The organism is Nocardia macrotermitis, assembly GCF_009604405.1.
Classification (GTDB): Bacteria; Actinomycetota; Actinomycetes; order Mycobacteriales; family Mycobacteriaceae; genus Nocardia; species Nocardia macrotermitis.
In genome coordinates this window covers 126,535-145,335 of record NZ_WEGK01000004.1, presented here as the reverse complement: position 1 = coordinate 145,335, position 18,801 = coordinate 126,535, and the positions used below count along the sequence as shown (strand labels likewise).

Below are 18,801 nucleotides of genomic sequence, written 5' to 3'. Positions count from 1 at the left end.
GAGTGCTCGTTGGGTGTTGAAGGGCCTGGAGTTTCTCTACGTAACGCTTATGTCACGCAACGTATCACTTCCGAAGTGTCGCCGCTTCAGATACTCCTGCTATAACAGCTGATGAGAGCGCTTTGTGATCGACATCACATTAGCTGGCGAATTCAGCTGGCGCTCAGCACCTTTCGATTGCCGAGAGGTTGCTTCAACTGGATGTCGAGCGTGCCGAAGACCTCGATCATGGTGCACATCCGGCCCTGCGCCTCCGGCAGGCGACCCGAGCGCAGGGCGACGGTGACGGTGCTCGCGGTCTCGGTGGCGGTGGCGTCGACGCCGAAGCAGTCCGGCGAGCCGATCTGGAAGTTCACCGCGATCCGGTCGGCGCCCAGCGGGCTCCAGCTGTCGAAACTCGTCGGATGCGCGTCGACGATGGCGGGATTCGCGGTGAAGGTGCGGCCGGGATCGGGGGTGGCCTGTTCGGTCGGGGTGCTGGGCCCCGAGGTGCTGCCGGTGGTCGTATCCGCTTGGGAGCCACCGTCGTTCGCCTGTCCGCAGCCGACCGCCAGCAGTGCCAACAGGGTCGCGGCGGCCGCACCGACTCGGCGCGGTCCCGAATTCGCCATCATGCGCCACACCCTAGTGGGCGTCGGATTCGCACTGGTGGCCCGTACTGCGTGACTCGTTGTGCGACACCAGGTATGCGGCACTCGGCATGCCATGCGAAGAGCCCCGGTGCGCACACCGGGGCTCTCCCGTCGGGTCCGAGGGACGGCTCAGCGACTGGTGAACGGCAACAGGGCCATCTCGCGGGCGTTCTTCACCGCGACGGCGACCTGCCGCTGCTGCTGCGGGGTCAGGCCGGTGACGCGTCGGCTGCGGATCTTGCCGCGATCGGAGATGAACGTGCGCAGCAGGTTCACATCCTTGTAGTCGACCGTCTCGACGCCCGCGGCGATCAGGGGATTCTTCTTCGGGCGCCGCGCCTGCTCGGCCCGGACCTTCTTGGACGGTGCCCGTTTGACTGCCATATGAGTGTCCTTTCTCGCCGTGAGCTCAGGGCCCTGCGTGCTCGCACGGACGATCTACCGTGCCGCACAAGTGGTCTACCAACTCGATTTGTGCACACCGGGCAACTCCCCGCGGTGGGCCAGCTCGCGCACACGCACTCGGGAAAGGCCGAACTTCCGCAGATACCCGCGTGGGCGGCCATCCGTAGCGTCCCGATTGCGCAATCGTACCGGACTGGCATCCCGCGGCAGCCGCTGTAGCGCTGCGTACAGCTCGGCGGTCTCGGGTGCTCCGACGGCCGCGGCACGGCGGGCGGCCTCCTTCAGTTCGGCGCGTCGCTCGGCATTGCGGGCGACGACGGCGGCACGTTGCGCGTTGCGGGCGACCTTGGATTTCTTGGCCATCTACCTGTCCTCCCGGAAGTCGACGTGCTTACGCAGCACCGGATCGTATTTGCGCAGTACCAGCCGGTCCGGATCGTTGCGGCGGTTCTTGCGGGTGATGTAGGTGTAGCCGGTGCCCGCCGTGGAGCGCAGTTTGATCTTGGGCCGAATCTCGTTGCGGGCCATCAGATCTTGACTCCCTCGCGCCGCAGTCGCGCGACGATCGCCTCGATGCCGTCGCGGTCGATGGTCTTGATGCCCTTGGCCGAGACGGTCAGCGTGATCCGCCGCCCCTCGCTGGGCAGGTAGTAGGTCTTGCGCTGCACGTTCGGATTCCAGCGGCGGTTGGTGCGCTGATGCGAATGCGAGACGGCCTTGCCGAATCCGGGCCGGCGCCCGGTGACCTGGCAGTGTGCCGACACGGTGATCCTCCTGAAGATGGAAATCATTTTCGACAATGAACGTCGAACACTGTAGCGTGGGCGACCGGTAAATGAAAATCATTGTCGAAAGGGGTTCCGGTGGCTTCGCCTCCCGACCGCCGCACGCCCGTGGTGCTACTGGCCGACGCGTCCTCCGCAGCCGAACCCGGCGGCCCGGTGGGCGACGGTCTGGCCCGCACCGCCCGCGCGATGCTCGATACGCCCGGCACGGTGGTGATCCGCCACGATCTGACCGCCCTGCACGAGGGCATCGTGCATCGGACGGTGTGGTACGGCACCCCGATCGGTCGGGACGTCGCGAATCCGGCCGTGGATCACCACGCGGTCACCACCGTGCACGAACTCGCGCACGGCTGCGTCTCCTGCACGCTGCGGGCGGATCTGCTGCCGCTGCTGTGCCTGCTGGCTACACGGGATTCGGTGCGGCGCATCGTGATCGCGCTGGATCCCGCCTTCGAGGCCGAGGCGGTGTGTCATGCCATCGAGCATGTCCCGGTGGCCGGTGTGGTCGGCCGGGTGGACGGTCCCGCTGGACGAAGCGTGCGGATCGAGGCCGTGGTCACCGCGCTGGACGCGCGGACCTGGCTGTCCGATGCCGTGGGCGAGGAGACCCTCGCCGAACGCGGCCTGGGCGGCGAGGACGATCGCACGGTGGCGCAGGTCGCCGTCGGACAGGTCGAATTCGCCGATGCCGCACTGGTTTTCGGCGGTCAGGCGGTCACCGGGGAGGATCGCGCGCGGCTGAGCGCGATCCTGGATCGGCTGATTCCGGGGGCTCCGGTCGAGTGGGCGCACGGTTCGGCCGTCGAGGAACGGGTGCGGATCGAACGGCTGCTGGCCTGTGTTCCGGCCGATTCGCGACGCGGCCGGATCTTCGACGCGCATGTGCCGCTGCTGCGCGGCAGACCGCCGCTGCACACCGAATTCGGTGTCACCCTGGTCGAATTCGCCGCCGGACGCCCGTTCCATCCGGCCCGCCTGCACGACGCGCTGGACGTGCTGTTCGAGGGTGTGGTGACCGCGCGCGGCCGGGTGTGGCTGGCCACCCAGCCCGACGAGGTGGTGTGGCTGGAATCCGCGGGCGGCGGGCTGCGGGTTGGCAGCGCGGGCCCGTGGCTGGCCGTACTGCCGCCCGAGGAGGCCGACAAGGCCGATCCGGACCGCCGCGCGCTGGCCGCCATGCGCTGGGACGAGCACTTCGGGGATCGCGACGTCTCGCTGACCGTGCTGGTGTGCGACGCCGATCCGGACGAGATCCGGCACGCGCTGCACTGGGCGCTGGTCGACGACGCCGAGTTCCAGCTGGTGCGCACCGCGCCCGAGGTGGTCGCGGAGTGGGACGACCCGTTCGGCGAGTGGCACGAAGACCCTTGTGAGACAACCGAATCCGCCACATCACCGCAGGGTTCGCAGGAGAGGAAGGCAGATCAGTGAAGGCAGGTATCCACCCGGATTATCATCCGGTGATCTTCGAGGACGTGAGCACCGGCAAGCGCTTCCTCATCCGTTCCACCGCGACGAGCACGCGCGCGGCCGAGTGGACCGACGGCAACAGCTATCCGCTGATCACCGTCGAGGTCAGCGCCGACTCGCACCCGTTCTGGACCGGCGCGCATCGCGTCCTGGACACCGCGGGACGGGTGGAGAAGTTCGAGCGCAAGTACGGTCGGCGCACGCCGGTCCGGCGCGGCAGCGAGCCGGGCGGCGAGCAGCAGGGCGAGGTGGGCTGAGATGGCGGTTCCCAAGCGGCGGATGTCCAGATCGAATACCCGTAGCCGACGGGCGAATTGGAAGGCGACACCGACGGATCTGGTGCCGGTGCGGGTCGGCGGCGCGGAGTATCGGGTGCCGCGACGGCTCGCGGCTGCGGTCCGGCGGGGGCTGATCGATCCGGCCCGCCTGTAGGGCCGTCGCGAGTGCCGGTGCGGCATCGGGCGGTATTCATGTTGTTTGTCCGAGTTCCGCGATCGGCGGGCAAATATCGAGATCGGTTCGAGCAGTGCAGAGCGCACAATTATGGATTGCGATGAAGTTGCTGGACTGTGAACCGGCTACGGCCAGTTGGTTTTTGGGTGTGAAAAAGTCCACCCGAAGTGATGAATTCGTGGCCCCGGGCCGGTAGCCTCGTTCGGGAGGGCGGGTTCCCTCGGAAAGTCTGGGAACCCGCTCATCGCCATTTTCGGGGGAGATTCGCGGGGAGCATCCGCGAGGGGGCTAATGCGAATGTTCCGAGCCGCCGCGCGTGAGTGGTTCGGGCAGTAGCGATTCCAGTCGGGCGACCTGTTCGGCCAGCAGCGCCAAGGGGCCCTCCGCCAGCGACAGCGGCCACGGCAGACGCGGCTGCGAGAGGTTCCGCACCTGTTCCTCGAGTTCGGCGATGGTGGCCTCCAGGTCGCCCACCTCGGTGCGTAGTTCGGAGATCTGCGTCAACGCGGCGGCGACGGCGTCCACGAGGGAGCGGTGCGAGCCGTCCTCGCCCGCGCCCAGCTGTGGCCAGCCGGTCAGGTCCGGGCCGCGCAACTGGGTCTGGATATCGCGGAGTAGGGCGAGCTGATCCGGGAGGGCCTGCGACGCGTCGGTCGGCTCGGCGTCATCCGGGCGGGAATGCATGAGGCCACTGTAATTCGCCCCGCGCATGCGGTGCTCGGTACCGGGGCGGGGGATCGATCCGGACCTCTCGCGTGATCACCGACACCATTCATTGATACCCGGATACGGTATGCGAGCTGCGGTTTTTCGTCACGCTTGTCTGAGTTTGCAGTTTCTTAACACAAATTCCGACATTTTGCCGACTTCATGACGGGCAATGTTACAAATTCGTAATCCCGGCAGGCGAGTCTCTCTCCGGGCCGCAATTTCACGGGCTCGCGCCTCCGGATTCCGGGGGCGTGCACTGCGAGGAAACCTGATGGGGATCGCTATGAAGAAGATGACGTACGCCGTATCGCTCGCGACCTTGGCCACCACCGCCGCCGTCGCACTGGCCACCGGCACCGCCTCGGCCGCCACCCCCGGCACCACCGCACCCGAACTCGATCCGCACACGCTCAGCGTGCCGATCGCGCCCGGCGTGCAGTACACCAGCAACACCACCGACCGTTCCACGGTGCTGAACACCCCGTTCGGCAAAGTGACCACGCTGGGCGGGCAGATCCAGGTGAACAACGCCGCGGGCGCGACCATCTACGGGCAGCAGAAGTTCGCGGAGACGCCCAAGGCCGCCAGTACGCTACCCGCGGCGACCACCGTGGTCGCACCCCATCAGGCGGCGGCCGCAACCAAACCGGTCGACGCCCCGGCGCACGATCCGCAGGCCGACTTCAACAGCGCCCTCGGGCAGGCGGCCACCCAGTTCGGCCTGGCCACCGGTGTCGGTGGCATGGTCGGCGGCGTCGGCGGCGTGCTCATCGGCTGCCCGGTCGGCATCGTGACCGGTGGCGTCCTCACCTCGCCCACCATCATCGGCACCCCGCTCGGCATCATCGGCGGCTGCATTCTCGGTGCGTCCGCGGTCGGCGGTGTCGGCGCGATCGTCGGCGGCGCGGCGCTGGGCATCCCGGTCGGCATCGCCAGCGGCGTCCAGATGTACAACAACCTGCACGCGCAGGGAGATATCTAGAACCAGCCGAAAGGCTTGGGACGCAACGGTTTCAGGAGAGATCGGCACCCGCGTCCCGACGAGTTCGGGCCGGAACGCCCTGCCGGGGGCGTTCCGGCCCGATTCGTATGTCGATCTCGGTCCGATCAGCGCGTCGATCCGGGCTACCCGATCAGCCGACGGGCTCGCTCGTGCGGGCCTCGGCGGTCCGGTTCGGCCCGGGAATGCGCCGCCGCCGCGGATCCTTGGGAACCCGCTTGGTGCGCGCCTCGGGTTGCAACCGCCCGGTGCGGTCCGGTGCGACCAGGACCGCGGTGATCGGAACCGCGAGTGACATCGTGGCCACGACGAAGATCGGGATGAACATGGTGAACAGATCCCGCCCGGTCGGCTGCGACATCGCCGGATCGATCCGGAGCGACAGCCCGGACAGGCCCAGGTAGTGGATGCCGATGATCACGCCCGCGTACACCACCGAGATGCCGACCAGGGCCGTGGTCACCCGCCACCGCATCGCCCACAGCAGCCCACCGGCCAGCAGCACCAGCAGTACCGTGCAGCCGGCGACGACCGCCGGGTCGATCGAGGTGGAGCCCTGCACCGTCAGCGAGCTCAGGCCCAGATAGTTCGTCAGCCCCAGCCCCAGCCCCGCGATCAGCGCGCCGATCCCCAGCCGCACCGGTTTGCGATGCTCACCCGCGATGATCAGTCCGGCGAGTATGCCCACCGGCGCGACCGCGAGCGCGATCATGCGCTGCGTCACGTCGTAACGCACCACCCCGCTGGGCAATCCGACGCCCAGCATGGTCACCGTCGTCGCCACCTGGGTGCCGATCGCGCCGATGCACACCGCCGCCGCGGTCAACCACACCAGCCGGAATTTCGCGGTCACCGACAGCGTCGACTGCCGGATACAGATCAGGCCCACCAGGGTGCCCGCCCACGCCACACCGAGCGCCAGCGCGAGCACCCAGGTCCCCATGGTGAAGTACTGCACGCGAACCCCCTGTCCGGGTCGGATGAATCCTCGGTTACTTACATTCGTTTCGGGCCGTAGGCAGGCCGCCGCCGAGCGCCGGTCCTCGCCCCGGAGCTCGAGTCTCCCCGCGCCCGACGACGCGCTAACGGCTCGGGGAGGCGGGGGCGCTGAGTCGTGCGATCGCGTATTCGGTTACCGCGGCCAGTGATTGGCGCACCTGGACCGGATCGCGGGCATCGATGTCGACGATCGGCACACCCTCGCGGATCGACAACGCCTCGCGCAGTTCGGCCGCCGGGAAGCGCGGCGCATCGGGAAAACGGTTGACCGCCACCAGGAACGGCAGCTGCCGCGCCTCGAAGAAGTCGACCACCGCGAAACTGTCCTCGATCCGGCGGGTGTCCAGCAGCACCACCGCGCCGATCGCGCCGCGCACCAGGTCGTCCCACATGAACCAGAAACGGCGCTGGCCCGGGGTGCCGAACAGGTACAGGGTCAGGTTGCCGGGCAGGATGATGCGGCCGAAATCCATGGCGACCGTGGTCGTTTCCTTGGCCGGGGTGGCCGACAGATCGTCCACCCCGTCGGAATAGCCGGTCACCATGGCCTCGGTGCGCAGCGGCACGATCTCCGAGACCGCGCCGACGAAGGTGGTCTTGCCCGCGCCGAAACCACCGGCCACCACGATCTTCGTGGAGGCGGTACGGGTTTCGGCGTCCGAGACGTCAGAGAGCGCGGAGTCCACGCAGGGTCCTCTCCATGAGCGAACGGCGCTCATCGTACGTGGCGTTTTCGCTGAGCGTTGTGTGCACCCGCAGCGTACCGGCGACGACCAGATCGCCGATCACTACGCGGACCATACCCAGCGGCCGCTGGAGATGGGCGGCGATCTCCGCCACCGAGAGCCTGCCACCGCCGAGGCGCAGGATATCGGTGCGGACATCGCCTGCGGGCCAATCGAATCGGCTCGCATACGGCAGGGTCTCGACCACCGCCTCCATCGGCAGATCGACCGCGGGCTGGGTGCGCCCGGCGGTCAGGGCGTAGGGGCGGACGCGTGTTGTCGGCCGGGGATCGGCTCCGAAGGAACTCGACATAGCACTGTCAGACCGACGAACGGGCGGTGGCCTGAACGACGGCGCCGACCCGATCCGATAGTAGGGCCATCTCGTAGCCGATCCGGCCGATGTCGTGCTGCTTGTTGGCCAGCACGGCCAGATGCGAGCCGTTGCCGACGCTCATCACCAGCAGATAGCCACGTTGCATGTCCACGACCGACTGCATCACCTTGCCGCCCTCGAACAACTGGGCGGCCCCGGAGGACAGACTGGCCAGTCCGGCGGTCACCGCGGACAGCTGCTCGGCGCGATCCGACGGCAGGTGCGGGCTGGTGGCCTGCAACAGCCCGTCGGCCGATACCAGCACCGCGTGCGAGACACCGGGGACGTCGCGTGTGAAGCGGGTCATCAGCCAGTTGAGATTCTCGTCGGTGGGGGGCTGCTCGGTATCGGTCATACGTGTCCTCCATCGTTGTACTGCGCGTCGAGATGTTCCGGGCCGCCACCGGACCGAGTTCCGTTGTACCCGTTTTCATCACCGTACGACGCCAGGCCCGCGCGACCACTGCGCACACCACTGAGGTGGCGGGACAGGTTGCTGCGGATCTCCTCGGGATCGGGTGCGCCGGTTCCGGCGGGCGGAGTCAAGCCACCCGGAACGAGCTGTGCGCCCGGGTTGCGGATGGGCAGGCCCCCGGAGGTCCGGTGGTCCATGGTCGGTTTGCTGGCCTCCTCGGCCGCGGCCCAGCCCGCGTCGGCGGGGGAGGACCAGGCGCTGCCCGCTTCGTTCGCCGACGGTTCGACCAGCCATTCGGAAACCATGCGCTGGTAGATGGGCGATTCGGCGGGGGCGGGGGTGCCGGGCTGCTGGACCGGCAGGGTCGCGGTCTGCGCCCACAGGTCCGCGGGCTCGGATTCCCAGGACGGGGCGGACGGCGGTTCGGGGGTGGGGGTGTTCGCGACCATCGGCGCGAATTCGCCCGAGGGCCAGGGCTCCGCGGTCGGGCGTCGGCGGCGCGGGCGCAGCACGTGCTCACCGGTGTCGGGGCCGGACCCGGTCGCCGGGTTCGCGCTCCGGGACGCGGAATCCGCACCGCCCCAGGACTGTTCGACCGCGGCCCGCTGCTCGGCGGACGCATCCGCCCAGAACTGTTGTGCCGGTTCGGATCCGGTCTCCTCCCAGCGCACCGCACCGGACCACGCGTCACCGCTCTTCCAACGGGCCGCCTCCTGGTCCTGCTGGTACTGCGGGGTCTCGGGGTGCCGATCCGGTTCCGACGCTTCGGATTCCGTGGTCGACCAGCCCGTGGCCGAGTTCGACCAGTCCTGCACCACCGGCTCGTCGTCGTCCGCGTCCGGCTCCGGCAACGCCGAGCGATCGGGGACGGACCACGGATCCCGGGTGCTCTCGCCCGCGTGGGCGAACGGGTTCTCCTCCTCCAACGGCCGGTAACCGAGCGCGTCGTCGGCGATCGGCTCCGGGTCGTGGTGCGAGACGAACAATCCCGTCGGCTCGTCGTCGGCGATCGGCTCCGAATCCTGGTGCGGGACGAACAAACCCGTGGGCGCGTCGTCGGCGACCGGCTTCGGATCGTGCCGGGAGACGAACAGCCCGGTGGGTTCGTCGTCCGCGACGGGCACGGTGACCTCGTCGGAATCCCCGCGCGCCGGACGCCGCTGCGGCAGCGGGGTCACCGACGAGCCGAACAGCGGCACCGGGGCCGGGATCTCCTCCGGTGCGGCATGGGCCGGGGTCGAGGTCGGCGCGACCGGCGGCGCGGTGCCGGTGGGCTCGCCGGACTCCGACTTGTCCGAGGTGATCAGGGATTTCGGCAGATGGATCGTGGCGGTGATACCCGGCTGCTGGGCCATCGTCGAGGTGCGGCGCAGGCTGACGGTGACGGTGTGCCGCTTGGCGAGCCTGCCGACCACGTAGAGGCCCATGCGCCGGGCGGTCTCGACGGTCACCTCGCCACCGGAGGCGAGCCGGTCGTTGATCTCGCGCAGATCGTCGCCGGACATGCCCAGGCCGCGGTCGGTGATCTCGATCAGATAGCCGCCCTCGGGCGCCGCGGACACCGAGACCGCGACCGGAGTGCTCGGCGGCGAATACCGCAGCGAGTTGTCGATCAGTTCGGCCAGCAGATGTTCGACGTCGACCGCGGGCTCCCCGGCGACGATGCCGTCGGGCACCGCGCCGATTTCCACCCGCTGATAGTCCTCCACCTGGGAGACCGCACTCCAGAGCATGTCCGACAGCGGCACCGGGGGCAGCTGGCCGCGCCGCAGCGCGGTACCGGCCAGCACCAGCAGGTTGTCGCCGTTGCGGCGCATGCGGGTGGCGAGGTGGTCCAGCCGGAACAGGCTCTGCAGCCGGCCCGGATTCTCCTCGTCGCGTTCGAGATCCTCGATCAGCGTCAACTGCTGTTCGACCAGCGATTGGCTACGCCGCGACAGGGTTTCGAACATGCTGCTGATCAGCAGGCGCAGGCGGGCCTGGTCGGCGGCCAGGTGCAACGCCTGGCGGTGCATGTCGTCGACCGCGCGGGCCAGCTGGCCGATCTCCTCGGTGGTCTGCACGTCGACCGGGAGGATCTCGGGGGTCGCCCCGCCCTCGCGCACCACCGACAGCTCGGCGGGCAGATCGACGTGCGCGACCTGGAGTGCGCCGCGGCGCAGTCGCCGCACGGGCACGACCAGCGAGCGCGCCACCGCCAGCGCCAGCGCCAGACCCGCGAGCAGCGTCAGGATGACCGACGCGACGTCACGCAGCACGGTGCTGCGCGCATCGATCGAGGTCCGGCTCAGACCCGAGGTGATCAGGTCGGTGACGTGGTTGATGGCCTCGGTGTAGGTGGCGGTGCTGCGTTGCAGCGAATCGTGCACCCCGGGGATGGTCATCGGTTCGGCCGAGTTCTGGCTCAACGCGCGCAACCGGGTCTGCTGGGCGTCCAGCAGGATGTCCGGTTTGTACGCCGAGCTGGGCTGCACCACGGCGTACTGGTTGATCATGGTCAGCTCGGAACCGGTCGCGGTGAGCGCCTGGGCCCGCATTGCCGGATTGTTGCCGATCTCGCCGCTGCCGATGATGAGCTGCTGCTGCAGGAACATCCGGCGCGCGATGGCGAGGTCGCCGAGCTGGGTGTAGTTCCGCTCGAGCACCGTCTCCTTGGGTGTGATCAGGGTGGTGACGGCGTTACTGATGTGGGTGGCGACCTCGTCGGCCTGGGTGCCGACCACCTGGGCCGCGCTGCCGCGCAGACCGTTGCGCATCCCGCGTCCGCTGGACAGCGCGTCGGTGATCTCGGTGTTCACCTGCTGATCGACCTTGGCCAGCGGCAGCGCCGCCTGGAGGTTGGCCGCCGCCTGGTCGAAACGCGCGGAGACCTGGTCCAGCGTGGTCTGCCCGATGTGGTCGCCGACGCCGCCGGTGCCCGCGGCGACCGCGAGATCATCGGTGGCGGAACCGAAGTCGAGCAGCGGCCGGATGATCTGTGCCTGCTGGGTCGCGACGTTCAACTGGGAGATGGTGCCCAGTTCGTCGCGGATCCGTAAGACGGCGAAGACCGACGCCAACACAACGGGCAGCAGCAGTACGATGCCGACCTTGCTCGTCACCGAGAGGTTGGACAGATTCCGCTGCCATGGTCGCGGTGCAGTTCCCATCCCGCTTCCGTCGCCTCCGCTCGCGCATTCGCCCTGCGGGCCCCACCGCGGCCGGTTCCCGGCTCACAGCCTCACCTCGCGGGTGCTCGGCCGTGCCGCGCCGAAGACGCTGTGTCCTCAGCCGAGCGCTCGAGCTACCTCGCGGGCAACGCAGATCCGGTGGAGCTCGAATTTGCGCAATGTGAACTGACGTTCTTCGGGTCCAACCGCCGGAGAACCGACTGTAGGTCTTCTTTTACGGCAGGCAACATACCGCGTGAACTTGGCCACGGCAATTCGGGCTTCCCCACGCTGAAATTCGCTGATTTCGCTGCGCACAATGCATTTCGTATGCTTTCATACGCGCGCGCGGACAAAGTTACAGGTCATCGGCCCGGTGCCGAACCGGCGTGTCGGACGGGGGCTTCTCAGTGGACTCTCAGTCGCTGCGGTCAGACTGGACCACATGCGCATTCTGGTAGTCGACGACGACCGCGCGGTGCGGGAATCACTGCGGCGTTCGCTGACGTTCAACGGCTACTCCGTCGAACTCGCCGTCGACGGGCTCGACGCACTCGAACAGGTCGCCACGCAACGTCCCGACGCGCTGGTACTGGACGTCATGATGCCCCGGCTGGACGGCCTCGAGGTCTGCCGCCGACTCCGCAGCACCGGTGACGACCTGCCGATACTCGTTCTCACCGCCCGCGATTCGGTCTCCGAGCGGGTCGCGGGCCTGGACGCCGGCGCCGACGACTACCTGCCCAAACCCTTCGCCCTCGAGGAACTGCTGGCCCGCTTGCGCGCCCTGCTGCGCCGCACGTCGGGGGATCCGGCGGGCTCCGAGGAATCCGAGGCGATGACGTTCGCGGATCTGTCGCTGGACCCGATCACCCGCGAGGTGTCGCGCGGCGACCGTGCGATCAGCCTGACCCGCACCGAGTTCTCCCTGCTGGAAATGCTGATGGCCAATCCGCGCCGGGTGCTGACCCGCAGCCGCATCCTCGAGGAGGTCTGGGGTTACGACTTCCCCACCTCCGGCAATGCCCTCGAGGTGTATATCGGCTATCTGCGGCGCAAGACCGAGGCCGAGAGTGAACCGCGACTGATCCACACCGTGCGCGGCGTCGGTTACGTGCTGCGCGAGACCCCGCCGTAGCCGTGGGCGTCATCGTGGGAAGGCATGTGCCGCGTTCGTCCGCCCGGGGTTCGGGTGGACGGGCCGCGGGCGGCCGTGGTTCGGGCGGACGGGGTTCGACCGGGCGGGGCCGGGATGCGAACGGGCGCGGTCGCGATGTCGTGGCCGGGCTGCATCCGGGTCCGGACACCCCCGATCTGCGTCCGCCGATGCCGCTGACGCGGTCGGTGTCGCTGCGCTGGCGGGTGACGCTGCTGGCCGCCTCGGTGGTCGCGATCGCGGTGGCGGTCACCTCGATCGCCGCCTACGCGGTGGTGGCGCGTGCGCTGAATGCCGATGTGGACAAACAACTTCGGACCCGGGCGACCGGCATGATCGATCAGCGCCTGGACGCGCTGGACTATCAGGAAGTGCTGCAACTCGGCGCGCTGTATTCCAACGACGTGTCCATCGCGCTGAACTATCCGGGCAGCGATCAGTGGGTTTCGTTGTCCCGCAACTCCACCTCGCCGATCGGCTCGCCCGAGGTCGCCGTCGCGCACGGCCGCTCCACGTTCTCGCTGCGCACCAATCGCAATCAGCGGATCCTCGCCGAACATATGGAATCCGGTGCAACGCTGGTGATCTGGCAGTCCCTGGAGCCCACGCAGGAGGTGCTGGACCGGCTGGCACTGCTGCTGTTCGTGGTCGGCGGCTGCGGTGTGGTGGTGGCCGCGGCCGCGGGAGCCGCGGTGGGCCGCACGGGATTACGTCCGGTGGCGCGGTTGACCGCGGCCGCCGAACGGGTCGCGCGCACCGACGATCTGGCGGCCATCCCGGTCACCGGTGACGACGAATTGGCCCGTCTCACCGAGAGTTTCAACACCATGCTGGTCGCGCTCGGCGAATCACGCGAGCGCCAGCGCCGACTGGTCGCCGATGCCGGACACGAACTGCGCACGCCGCTGACCTCGCTGCGCACCAATATGGAACTGCTGATCGCCTCCTCGCGTCCCGGCGCGCCCCGGATTCCGGAGGAGGACATGGCCGAGTTGCGCGCGGATGTGGTGGCCCAGATCGAGGAGTTGTCCACGCTGGTGGGCGATCTGGTGGATCTGGCCCGCGAGGACGCCCCCGAGGACGTCTACGAGCGGGTGGACGTCGGCGCGGTGACCGAGCGTGCGCTCGAACGGGTGCGTCGTCGTCGCGCCGGGGTGGAGTTCGTCGCCGAACTGTGCCCCTGGTTCGTCTACGGCGACGAGGCCGGGCTCGAGCGGGCCGTGCTGAACGTCCTGGACAACGCCGCGAAGTGGAGTCCGGCCGGGGATCAGGTGCGGGTCACCATGGCCGAGACCGGGCCGGGCCTGATGGAGATCAGCGTCGACGACGCCGGACCGGGCATCCCGCCCGCCGAACGCCGCCTGGTCTTCGAACGCTTCTACCGCACCATGGCCGCCCGTTCCATGCCCGGTTCGGGCCTGGGCCTGGCGATCGTGCAGCAGGTGGTGACCAAACACGGCGGCACCATCACCATCGAGACCTCCGGACGCGGCGGCGCGCTGGTTCGCATCGTGCTGCCCGGCGAGAATCCCGTGCCCCCGGCGCAGTAGCGCCGGTTCCGAACTCACTGCCCCAGGGAGGAATACGACCGCGCCGCACCGGCAATACACCCGGTGCGACGCAATCCGATGTCCCTGTGCGGCGCACCAAATGTCGTCGACGGAGATTCTCGAGGGCCGGTAGGTTGAGAATACGAAGGCGGCCCACGATCGCGGAAGAACTGATGGAGAACTGAAAGCGCCGTCTCAGTTCGCTCTCAGTCGATGTCATCAGTCTGGTCGGCAGACGTGAGGAGAAACGAGAAGATGACCGAGGACCCGAAGGACAACCGGGAACAGCCGCAGCCGTCGGCGAACTCGGGGTCGGGCGCCCAGACGCCCGCCGTACCGCCGACCGATCAGCCGTCCGCCGAGCCCGGTCGTCCGGGCGGGGCCGCCGCCCAGGATCAGGTTCCGAACCAGCCCGCGTCCGCACCCGGCACGGGCGGCATGCCGCAGTCCGGTACCCAGCAGCCGGTGTCGCCGGGCCCGGGTACGCCGGAGTCCGCGGCGCCGGGATCGGTTGTGCCGCAACCGCCTTACTCGCAGCCGGGGATCCCGCAGCCGCCGTCCGGACAGGGCGCGGCGGACGGTTCGGATTCGCCGTTCGGCCGCACCACGTTCGGTCAGACGGGTTCGCCGTGGGCCGGTTCGCAGGGCTCGGCCGTGCCGCGGGCCCCGTTCACCCAACCCGGTACGCCGGACGCACCGTACGGCCAGCAGCCGACCGGTTCGGACGCTCCCTTCGGTGCGCCGCAGCAGCCGTTCGGGCAGCCCGAGTCGCCGTTCGCGCAGACCACCTCCTTCGGTCAGCCGTCCCCGTTCACCCAGCCGCCCACCCCGTACGGGCAGTCCGGGCCGCAGACCGGTCAGTTCCCCCCGGTCGGGCCGCAGCCCGGTGCGGTGCCGCCGGAGCACGCGCCGTGGGCGTCCCGGGAGACCCCCACCCAGCACACGACCCCGATGCCGCCGTATCCGCAGGCGTACGGGGCCGGTGGCGGGCAGCAACCGCCGACCGGCGGCACGCCGACCGTCGCGGGTTTGCCCTTCGGCCCCGACCACAACACCGGCTCCTTCGCGAGCGCCTCCTACCCGCCCCCCGCCCCGCGCCGTCGCGGCCGGGCCGGTCTGGTCGCCGGTGCGATCGTGCTGGCGCTGCTCGCGGGCGGGGTCGGCGGTGCGGTCGGTGCGCTGGTGGCCGGTTCGGGCGGCGGATCGATCGACAACGCCCTGGACAGCTCCTCGCCGAACGCGAATCCCGCCTCGGTCACCGCGCCCGCGGGCTCGGTGCAGGCGGTCGCGCAGAAGGTGCTGCCCAGCGTCGTGATGATCAAGGTCGCCGGTGACCGCGCCGAGGGTGAGGGTTCCGGGGTCATCCTGTCCTCCGACGGGCTGATCCTGACCAACAACCACGTCGCCAGCGGCGCCGGTGCGGACGCGAAGATGCAGGTCCAGTACAAGGACGGCAGCACCAGTTCGGCCTCGGTCGTCGGCGTCGACCCGGTCTCGGATCTGGCGGTCATCAAGGCACAGAACAAGTCCGGCCTGACCCCGATCGAACTGGGCAGCTCCAAGGCGCTCCAGGTCGGCCAGCCGGTCGTCGCGATCGGTTCCCCGCTGGGGCTGGCCGGAACGGTCACCACCGGTATCGTCTCGGCGCTGAGCCGTCCGGTGTCCACCAGCGGTGAATCCGGTTCGACCGGCACGGTGATCTCCGCGGTACAGACCGACGCGCCGATCAACCCGGGCAACTCCGGCGGCGCGCTGGTCGACATGAACGGCAAGCTGATCGGCATCAACACCGCGATCGCGACCCTGGGCGGCAGTTCGGACAGCAGCCAGCAGAGCGGGTCGATCGGCCTGGGCTTCGCGATCCCGGTCGATCAGGCGCGGCGGGTGGCCAACGAGCTGACCAAGACCGGCCATGCCACCTACGCCCAGATCGGGATGACGGTGCTCAACCAGACGCCGAGCAATGTCAGCGCCAACGGCGCGGTGGTCAAGGACGTCACGGCCGACGGCCCGGCCGCCAAGGCGGGCATCCCGACCGGCGTGGTGGTCACCAAACTGGGTGATCTGGTGATCGACAACGGTGACGCGCTGGTCGCCGCGGTGCGCTCGCATCAGCCGGGTGACACGGTCGCGCTGACCTACACCGACACCAACGGCCAGAACGCGAAGACGGTCCAGGTGACCCTCGCCGGAGCAGCCGCGGACGGTACCCATTGAGCCGCCCGCCGCGCACCCTGACCCTGCTGACGGACGGCCGCTCCGGCAGCGGGGGACCGGATTCCCTGTCACCCCTGGACGCTACGGTTAGCGGCATGGAAATCGATGCTCCGGTGGCGGGTCGTGCGCTCGTGGTGATTGTGGACGATCGGTCCGCCCATGGCGGGGAGGATTCGCTGGGCCCGCTGGTGACCGAGTTGCTGACCGAGGCCGGGTTCCTGGTCGACGCCACGGTGCTGGTGGCGGGTGACGAGGTCGAGATTCGCAATGCGCTCAACACCGCCGTCATCGGCGGTGTGGATCTGGTGATCTCGGTCGGCGGTACTGGTATGTCCCCGCGCGATGTCACCCCCGAGGCCACCTCCGAGGTGCTCGATCGCGAACTTCCCGGCATCAGCGAGGCGCTGCGTTCCTCCGGTCTGGCCGCGGGCTCGCTGGACGCGGGGCTCTCGCGCGGGCTGGCCGGTATCTCCGGCAGCACGCTGGTGGTCAACCTGCCCGGCACCAGGGCCGCGGTGCGCGACGGCATGGCCACGCTCGGCCCGTTGGTGAGCCGCGTCATCGATGAGCTGTCCGGTCTGGACGAGTAATGAGTTCCACCCCGAATCAGGACGATCGGACCCCTCGCCCGGCGCGGGCGGGGGGTTCCGCGCGTTCGGCCGCCGATGCCGCGAAGCTGGCGCGGATCTTCGGTGAAACCCTCCCGCAAACCACCAGCGACGAGCGTGGTCCGGATGGCGAATTCCCAACTGTGGGAAGGTCATCGGACGAATGGTTGCGGTCGCAGGTGCCGCCGCATCACGGTTGATCCGTTCGTCAGCACAATTGCGTCGCGTTGGCGCACTCGAGCCGTCTCGGACGGCGATTCCATTTTGCGAGCGCTAACACGGTTTTTGCGCCGCACATAGTATGCATGATCACTAATGTGATTTAGATCACAAGATGTTTACATGAGCTTACGTTGTCAGCGTCTCCTCACTGCGTTTAGTGTTCGCCTTTGGGCTATACCACAGCGGCTCTTTTGGGCCCGGGAACGGCGTCTCGGCGTCGGACCCGGCGGAACGTAGCCCGGTTCCGACAGGTTGGTCTGGCGGTAGCGCGACGAATGTCGCCGGTTAGGCGGCGGCAACATGCTGGCGAATAGACTGAGCTGGGCCCGTGTATGGGCCGCGTTTCCAACCCCGGTGGTCGGGGTCGGAAATCAGCCTCGGTGGTCGAGGCTGACTGCTATAACCTGATGAGGGGAAATATGAGCGAGAACCGCACCAGCGGTGCGCGTCGCGGTGCCCGTTTCGTGGGCATCGGTGCGGCGGCAGCCGTTGCGATCGGATTGCTATCAACCGGCGCTGCCAACGCCGACACCTTCGTGCCGTTGCCGGACGGTCACAAGGCGGGTCCAGGTGGAGTTTCCATCACCCGTACCCACGAGTTCGCCAACATTTCGACATCTCTCGCAGCCAACGGTGCCGGCCGTACTGTCTGGGTGTCGGGTATCGCGGCCGCGGATGTCCCGAATGCGCCGGTCACGAAGGCCGGCCCGAACAACGGCCAGCTGAACACGCCCGGTTCCAACAACTCGTCGACCCACGGCACCTCGCAGCTCAACTCGGGCTACATCGTGGGTTGTCAGGTGAACATCGGTACCGACGCCATCTCCGCCGGAATCTCCGGCAGCGTCAGCCTGACCGATGGCGCACTCGGCGGATCGATCGGCTTGAACCTCGGCCCCGGCCAGGTCAAGTTCGTCCAGATCGATTCGATCGACATCACGCACCCCGGCCACTACTCGGTGGAGTACCAGGATGCCGAGATGAACATCCAGGGTTGCGCGGGTTACGCACAGGCTCGTGCGTACACCGTTGTCGAAGTTGTCGGCAACAACTACTCGAAGACCACTCTGTACGGGCAGCCCTTCAGCATCGGCTGACGTGCGCGCGTGGTCCCAAGCGCCAACTCTTTTCTCGCGCATAGCGATTCACCCATGAGGGATTAAATATGAACATCCGTAAGACTCTGGCACGTGTGGCCGGCGTCGGTGTCGTGGCCACCGCCGCTCTAGGTCTGCTCTCGACCGGCGCCGCGAACGCCGACACCTTTGTCCCGCTGCCCGGCGGCAGCATCACCCGTACCCTGACCGATGGCACGTCCGTGCACGTCTGGATGGACGGCGAGTCGGCGAACATCAACCCGTCCATGGGTTCGACTCCGCTGCACCGCAACGCGTGGGCCTCGGGCACCGCGCATGTGAGCATCTCCGGTAAGACCACCGCCACCGGCGGCAAGATCTACCCGGGATACGTCGTCGGCTGCCAGGTGAACATCTCCGGCGGTGGCGCGAGCGCGTCGCCGAGCGTGGGTGCGAGCTGGGACAGCTCCGGCAACGTCACCCCCAGCGCGTCCGTGGGCACCAGTGGCAACCTGACCCTCGGCCCCGGTCAGGCCCAGGCGTTCTACGTCCTGGACCTGGAGAAGGCGGACGACTTCGGTGCCGATACCCACAAGACCTACGCGCCGTTCACCGGCGACAACGGTTCGGTCGCGTGGGCGGACGAGACCATCGGCCTGACCGGTTGCGCCGGTTACGCCCAGGCTCGTTCGTTCATCAGCGTCGAGGTGTCCACCGACAGTGTCGTCACCTGGGTGACGCTGTGGGGGAAGCCGTTCAGCCTCGGCTGATCGGACTCACTCCTTCCGGCATGATGGTGGGCCCGGTGCATCCGTACCGGGCCCACTGCCAGGATTCGGAGTTTCTCGG

22 protein-coding genes are annotated in these 18,801 nt (G+C 68.5%); 11 read left to right on the top strand and 11 right to left on the bottom strand.

Going from position 1 to position 18,801, the window contains the following annotated elements; all coding sequences use genetic code 11:
* Positions 1 to 152: 152 nt before the first annotated feature.
* From NRB20_RS10865 to rpmB, 5 genes are all read right to left on the bottom strand, one after another.
* Entirely contained in the window at positions 153 to 614 is a 462-nt protein-coding gene (locus NRB20_RS10865; RefSeq protein ID WP_227833413.1) for a hypothetical protein, read from the bottom strand.
* Between the two features lie 147 nt (positions 615 to 761).
* Positions 762 to 1,016, bottom strand: coding sequence for a 30S ribosomal protein S18 (rpsR, locus tag NRB20_RS10860; protein WP_040695439.1), 255 nt, complete (start codon positions 1,014 to 1,016; stop codon positions 762 to 764).
* A gap of 75 nt (positions 1,017 to 1,091) precedes the next feature.
* Entirely contained in the window at positions 1,092 to 1,400 is a 309-nt protein-coding gene (gene rpsN / locus NRB20_RS10855) for a 30S ribosomal protein S14 (protein WP_153409965.1), read from the bottom strand.
* A complete protein-coding gene (gene rpmG / locus NRB20_RS10850; protein ID WP_153409964.1) occupies positions 1,401 to 1,565 on the bottom strand; it encodes a 50S ribosomal protein L33 in 165 nt (54 codons plus the stop codon).
* Positions 1,565 to 1,801: a 50S ribosomal protein L28 gene (rpmB, locus tag NRB20_RS10845; RefSeq protein WP_319944733.1), complete on the bottom strand. Its 237-nt coding sequence runs from the start codon at positions 1,799 to 1,801 to the stop codon at positions 1,565 to 1,567. Before rpmB ends, rpmG begins: the two co-directional genes overlap by 1 nt.
* A gap of 99 nt (positions 1,802 to 1,900) precedes the next feature.
* Here rpmB and mrf point away from each other — a divergent pair, with 99 nt between their 5' ends.
* Genes mrf through rpmF form a run of 3 tightly spaced genes read left to right on the top strand, consistent with a single transcriptional unit; the run spans position 1,901 to position 3,727 of the window.
* Positions 1,901 to 3,256, top strand: coding sequence for a ribosome hibernation factor-recruiting GTPase MRF (gene mrf, locus NRB20_RS10840; RefSeq protein WP_319944732.1), 1,356 nt, complete (start codon positions 1,901 to 1,903; stop codon positions 3,254 to 3,256).
* Positions 3,253 to 3,552, top strand: a complete 300-nt coding sequence (locus NRB20_RS10835) for a type B 50S ribosomal protein L31 (RefSeq protein WP_319944731.1) — start codon at positions 3,253 to 3,255, stop codon at positions 3,550 to 3,552. Before mrf ends, NRB20_RS10835 begins: the two co-directional genes overlap by 4 nt.
* Position 3,553: 1 nt before the next feature.
* On the top strand, positions 3,554 to 3,727 hold the full coding sequence (gene rpmF, locus NRB20_RS10830; RefSeq protein ID WP_153409962.1) for a 50S ribosomal protein L32: 174 nt from the start codon (positions 3,554 to 3,556) through the stop codon (positions 3,725 to 3,727).
* Between the two features lie 309 nt (positions 3,728 to 4,036).
* On the opposite strand, the gene NRB20_RS10825 is transcribed toward rpmF, so the two are convergent.
* Positions 4,037 to 4,432: a hypothetical protein gene (locus NRB20_RS10825; protein ID WP_153409961.1), complete on the bottom strand. Its 396-nt coding sequence runs from the start codon at positions 4,430 to 4,432 to the stop codon at positions 4,037 to 4,039.
* 298 nt (positions 4,433 to 4,730) lie between these two features.
* Between NRB20_RS10825 and NRB20_RS10820 the strand changes: the two genes are divergently transcribed.
* Positions 4,731 to 5,441, top strand: a complete 711-nt coding sequence (locus NRB20_RS10820) for a hypothetical protein (RefSeq protein ID WP_153409960.1) — start codon at positions 4,731 to 4,733, stop codon at positions 5,439 to 5,441.
* Between the two features lie 151 nt (positions 5,442 to 5,592).
* Here the strand turns inward: NRB20_RS10820 and NRB20_RS10815 are convergent, their stop codons facing one another.
* From NRB20_RS10815 to NRB20_RS10790, 5 genes are all read right to left on the bottom strand, one after another.
* Positions 5,593 to 6,417 carry an MHYT domain-containing protein gene (locus NRB20_RS10815; protein WP_153409959.1) on the bottom strand — a complete coding sequence of 275 codons (825 nt, stop codon included), beginning with the start codon at positions 6,415 to 6,417 and terminating at the stop codon, positions 5,593 to 5,595.
* 124 nt (positions 6,418 to 6,541) lie between these two features.
* Positions 6,542 to 7,144: a GTP-binding protein gene (locus tag NRB20_RS10810; RefSeq protein WP_319944730.1), complete on the bottom strand. Its 603-nt coding sequence runs from the start codon at positions 7,142 to 7,144 to the stop codon at positions 6,542 to 6,544.
* Positions 7,125 to 7,496 carry a DUF742 domain-containing protein gene (locus NRB20_RS10805; RefSeq protein WP_153409957.1) on the bottom strand — a complete coding sequence of 124 codons (372 nt, stop codon included), beginning with the start codon at positions 7,494 to 7,496 and terminating at the stop codon, positions 7,125 to 7,127. The genes NRB20_RS10810 and NRB20_RS10805 overlap by 20 nt, the downstream gene beginning before the upstream one ends.
* Before the next feature lie 7 nt (positions 7,497 to 7,503).
* Positions 7,504 to 7,914: a roadblock/LC7 domain-containing protein gene (locus NRB20_RS10800; RefSeq protein ID WP_153409956.1), complete on the bottom strand. Its 411-nt coding sequence runs from the start codon at positions 7,912 to 7,914 to the stop codon at positions 7,504 to 7,506.
* Positions 7,911 to 11,123 (bottom strand): sensor histidine kinase, encoded by a 3,213-nt coding sequence (locus tag NRB20_RS10790; protein ID WP_227833412.1) that lies wholly within the window; start codon positions 11,121 to 11,123, stop codon positions 7,911 to 7,913. The genes NRB20_RS10800 and NRB20_RS10790 overlap by 4 nt, the downstream gene beginning before the upstream one ends.
* A 445-nt stretch (positions 11,124 to 11,568) precedes the next feature.
* On the opposite strand from NRB20_RS10790, the gene NRB20_RS10785 reads away from it, so the two are divergent.
* The 7 genes from NRB20_RS10785 (at position 11,569) to NRB20_RS10755 (ending at position 18,722) form a co-directional block, all read left to right on the top strand.
* Positions 11,569 to 12,261 carry a response regulator transcription factor gene (locus tag NRB20_RS10785; RefSeq protein WP_153409955.1) on the top strand — a complete coding sequence of 231 codons (693 nt, stop codon included), beginning with the start codon at positions 11,569 to 11,571 and terminating at the stop codon, positions 12,259 to 12,261.
* A gap of 188 nt (positions 12,262 to 12,449) precedes the next feature.
* Positions 12,450 to 13,829: a HAMP domain-containing sensor histidine kinase gene (locus tag NRB20_RS10780; protein ID WP_153410274.1), complete on the top strand. Its 1,380-nt coding sequence runs from the start codon at positions 12,450 to 12,452 to the stop codon at positions 13,827 to 13,829.
* Between the two features lie 951 nt (positions 13,830 to 14,780).
* Entirely contained in the window at positions 14,781 to 16,046 is a 1,266-nt protein-coding gene (locus tag NRB20_RS10775; RefSeq protein WP_227833438.1) for a S1C family serine protease, read from the top strand.
* 95 nt (positions 16,047 to 16,141) lie between these two features.
* Entirely contained in the window at positions 16,142 to 16,636 is a 495-nt protein-coding gene (locus NRB20_RS10770; RefSeq protein ID WP_067672269.1) for a MogA/MoaB family molybdenum cofactor biosynthesis protein, read from the top strand.
* Entirely contained in the window at positions 16,636 to 16,854 is a 219-nt protein-coding gene (locus NRB20_RS10765) for a hypothetical protein (protein WP_153409954.1), read from the top strand. Before NRB20_RS10770 ends, NRB20_RS10765 begins: the two co-directional genes overlap by 1 nt.
* A 441-nt stretch (positions 16,855 to 17,295) precedes the next feature.
* Positions 17,296 to 17,973, top strand: a complete 678-nt coding sequence (locus NRB20_RS10760; protein WP_153410272.1) for an MspA family porin — start codon at positions 17,296 to 17,298, stop codon at positions 17,971 to 17,973.
* Between the two features lie 68 nt (positions 17,974 to 18,041).
* A complete protein-coding gene (locus NRB20_RS10755; RefSeq protein WP_153409953.1) occupies positions 18,042 to 18,722 on the top strand; it encodes an MspA family porin in 681 nt (226 codons plus the stop codon).
* Positions 18,723 to 18,801: the final 79 nt, after the last annotated feature.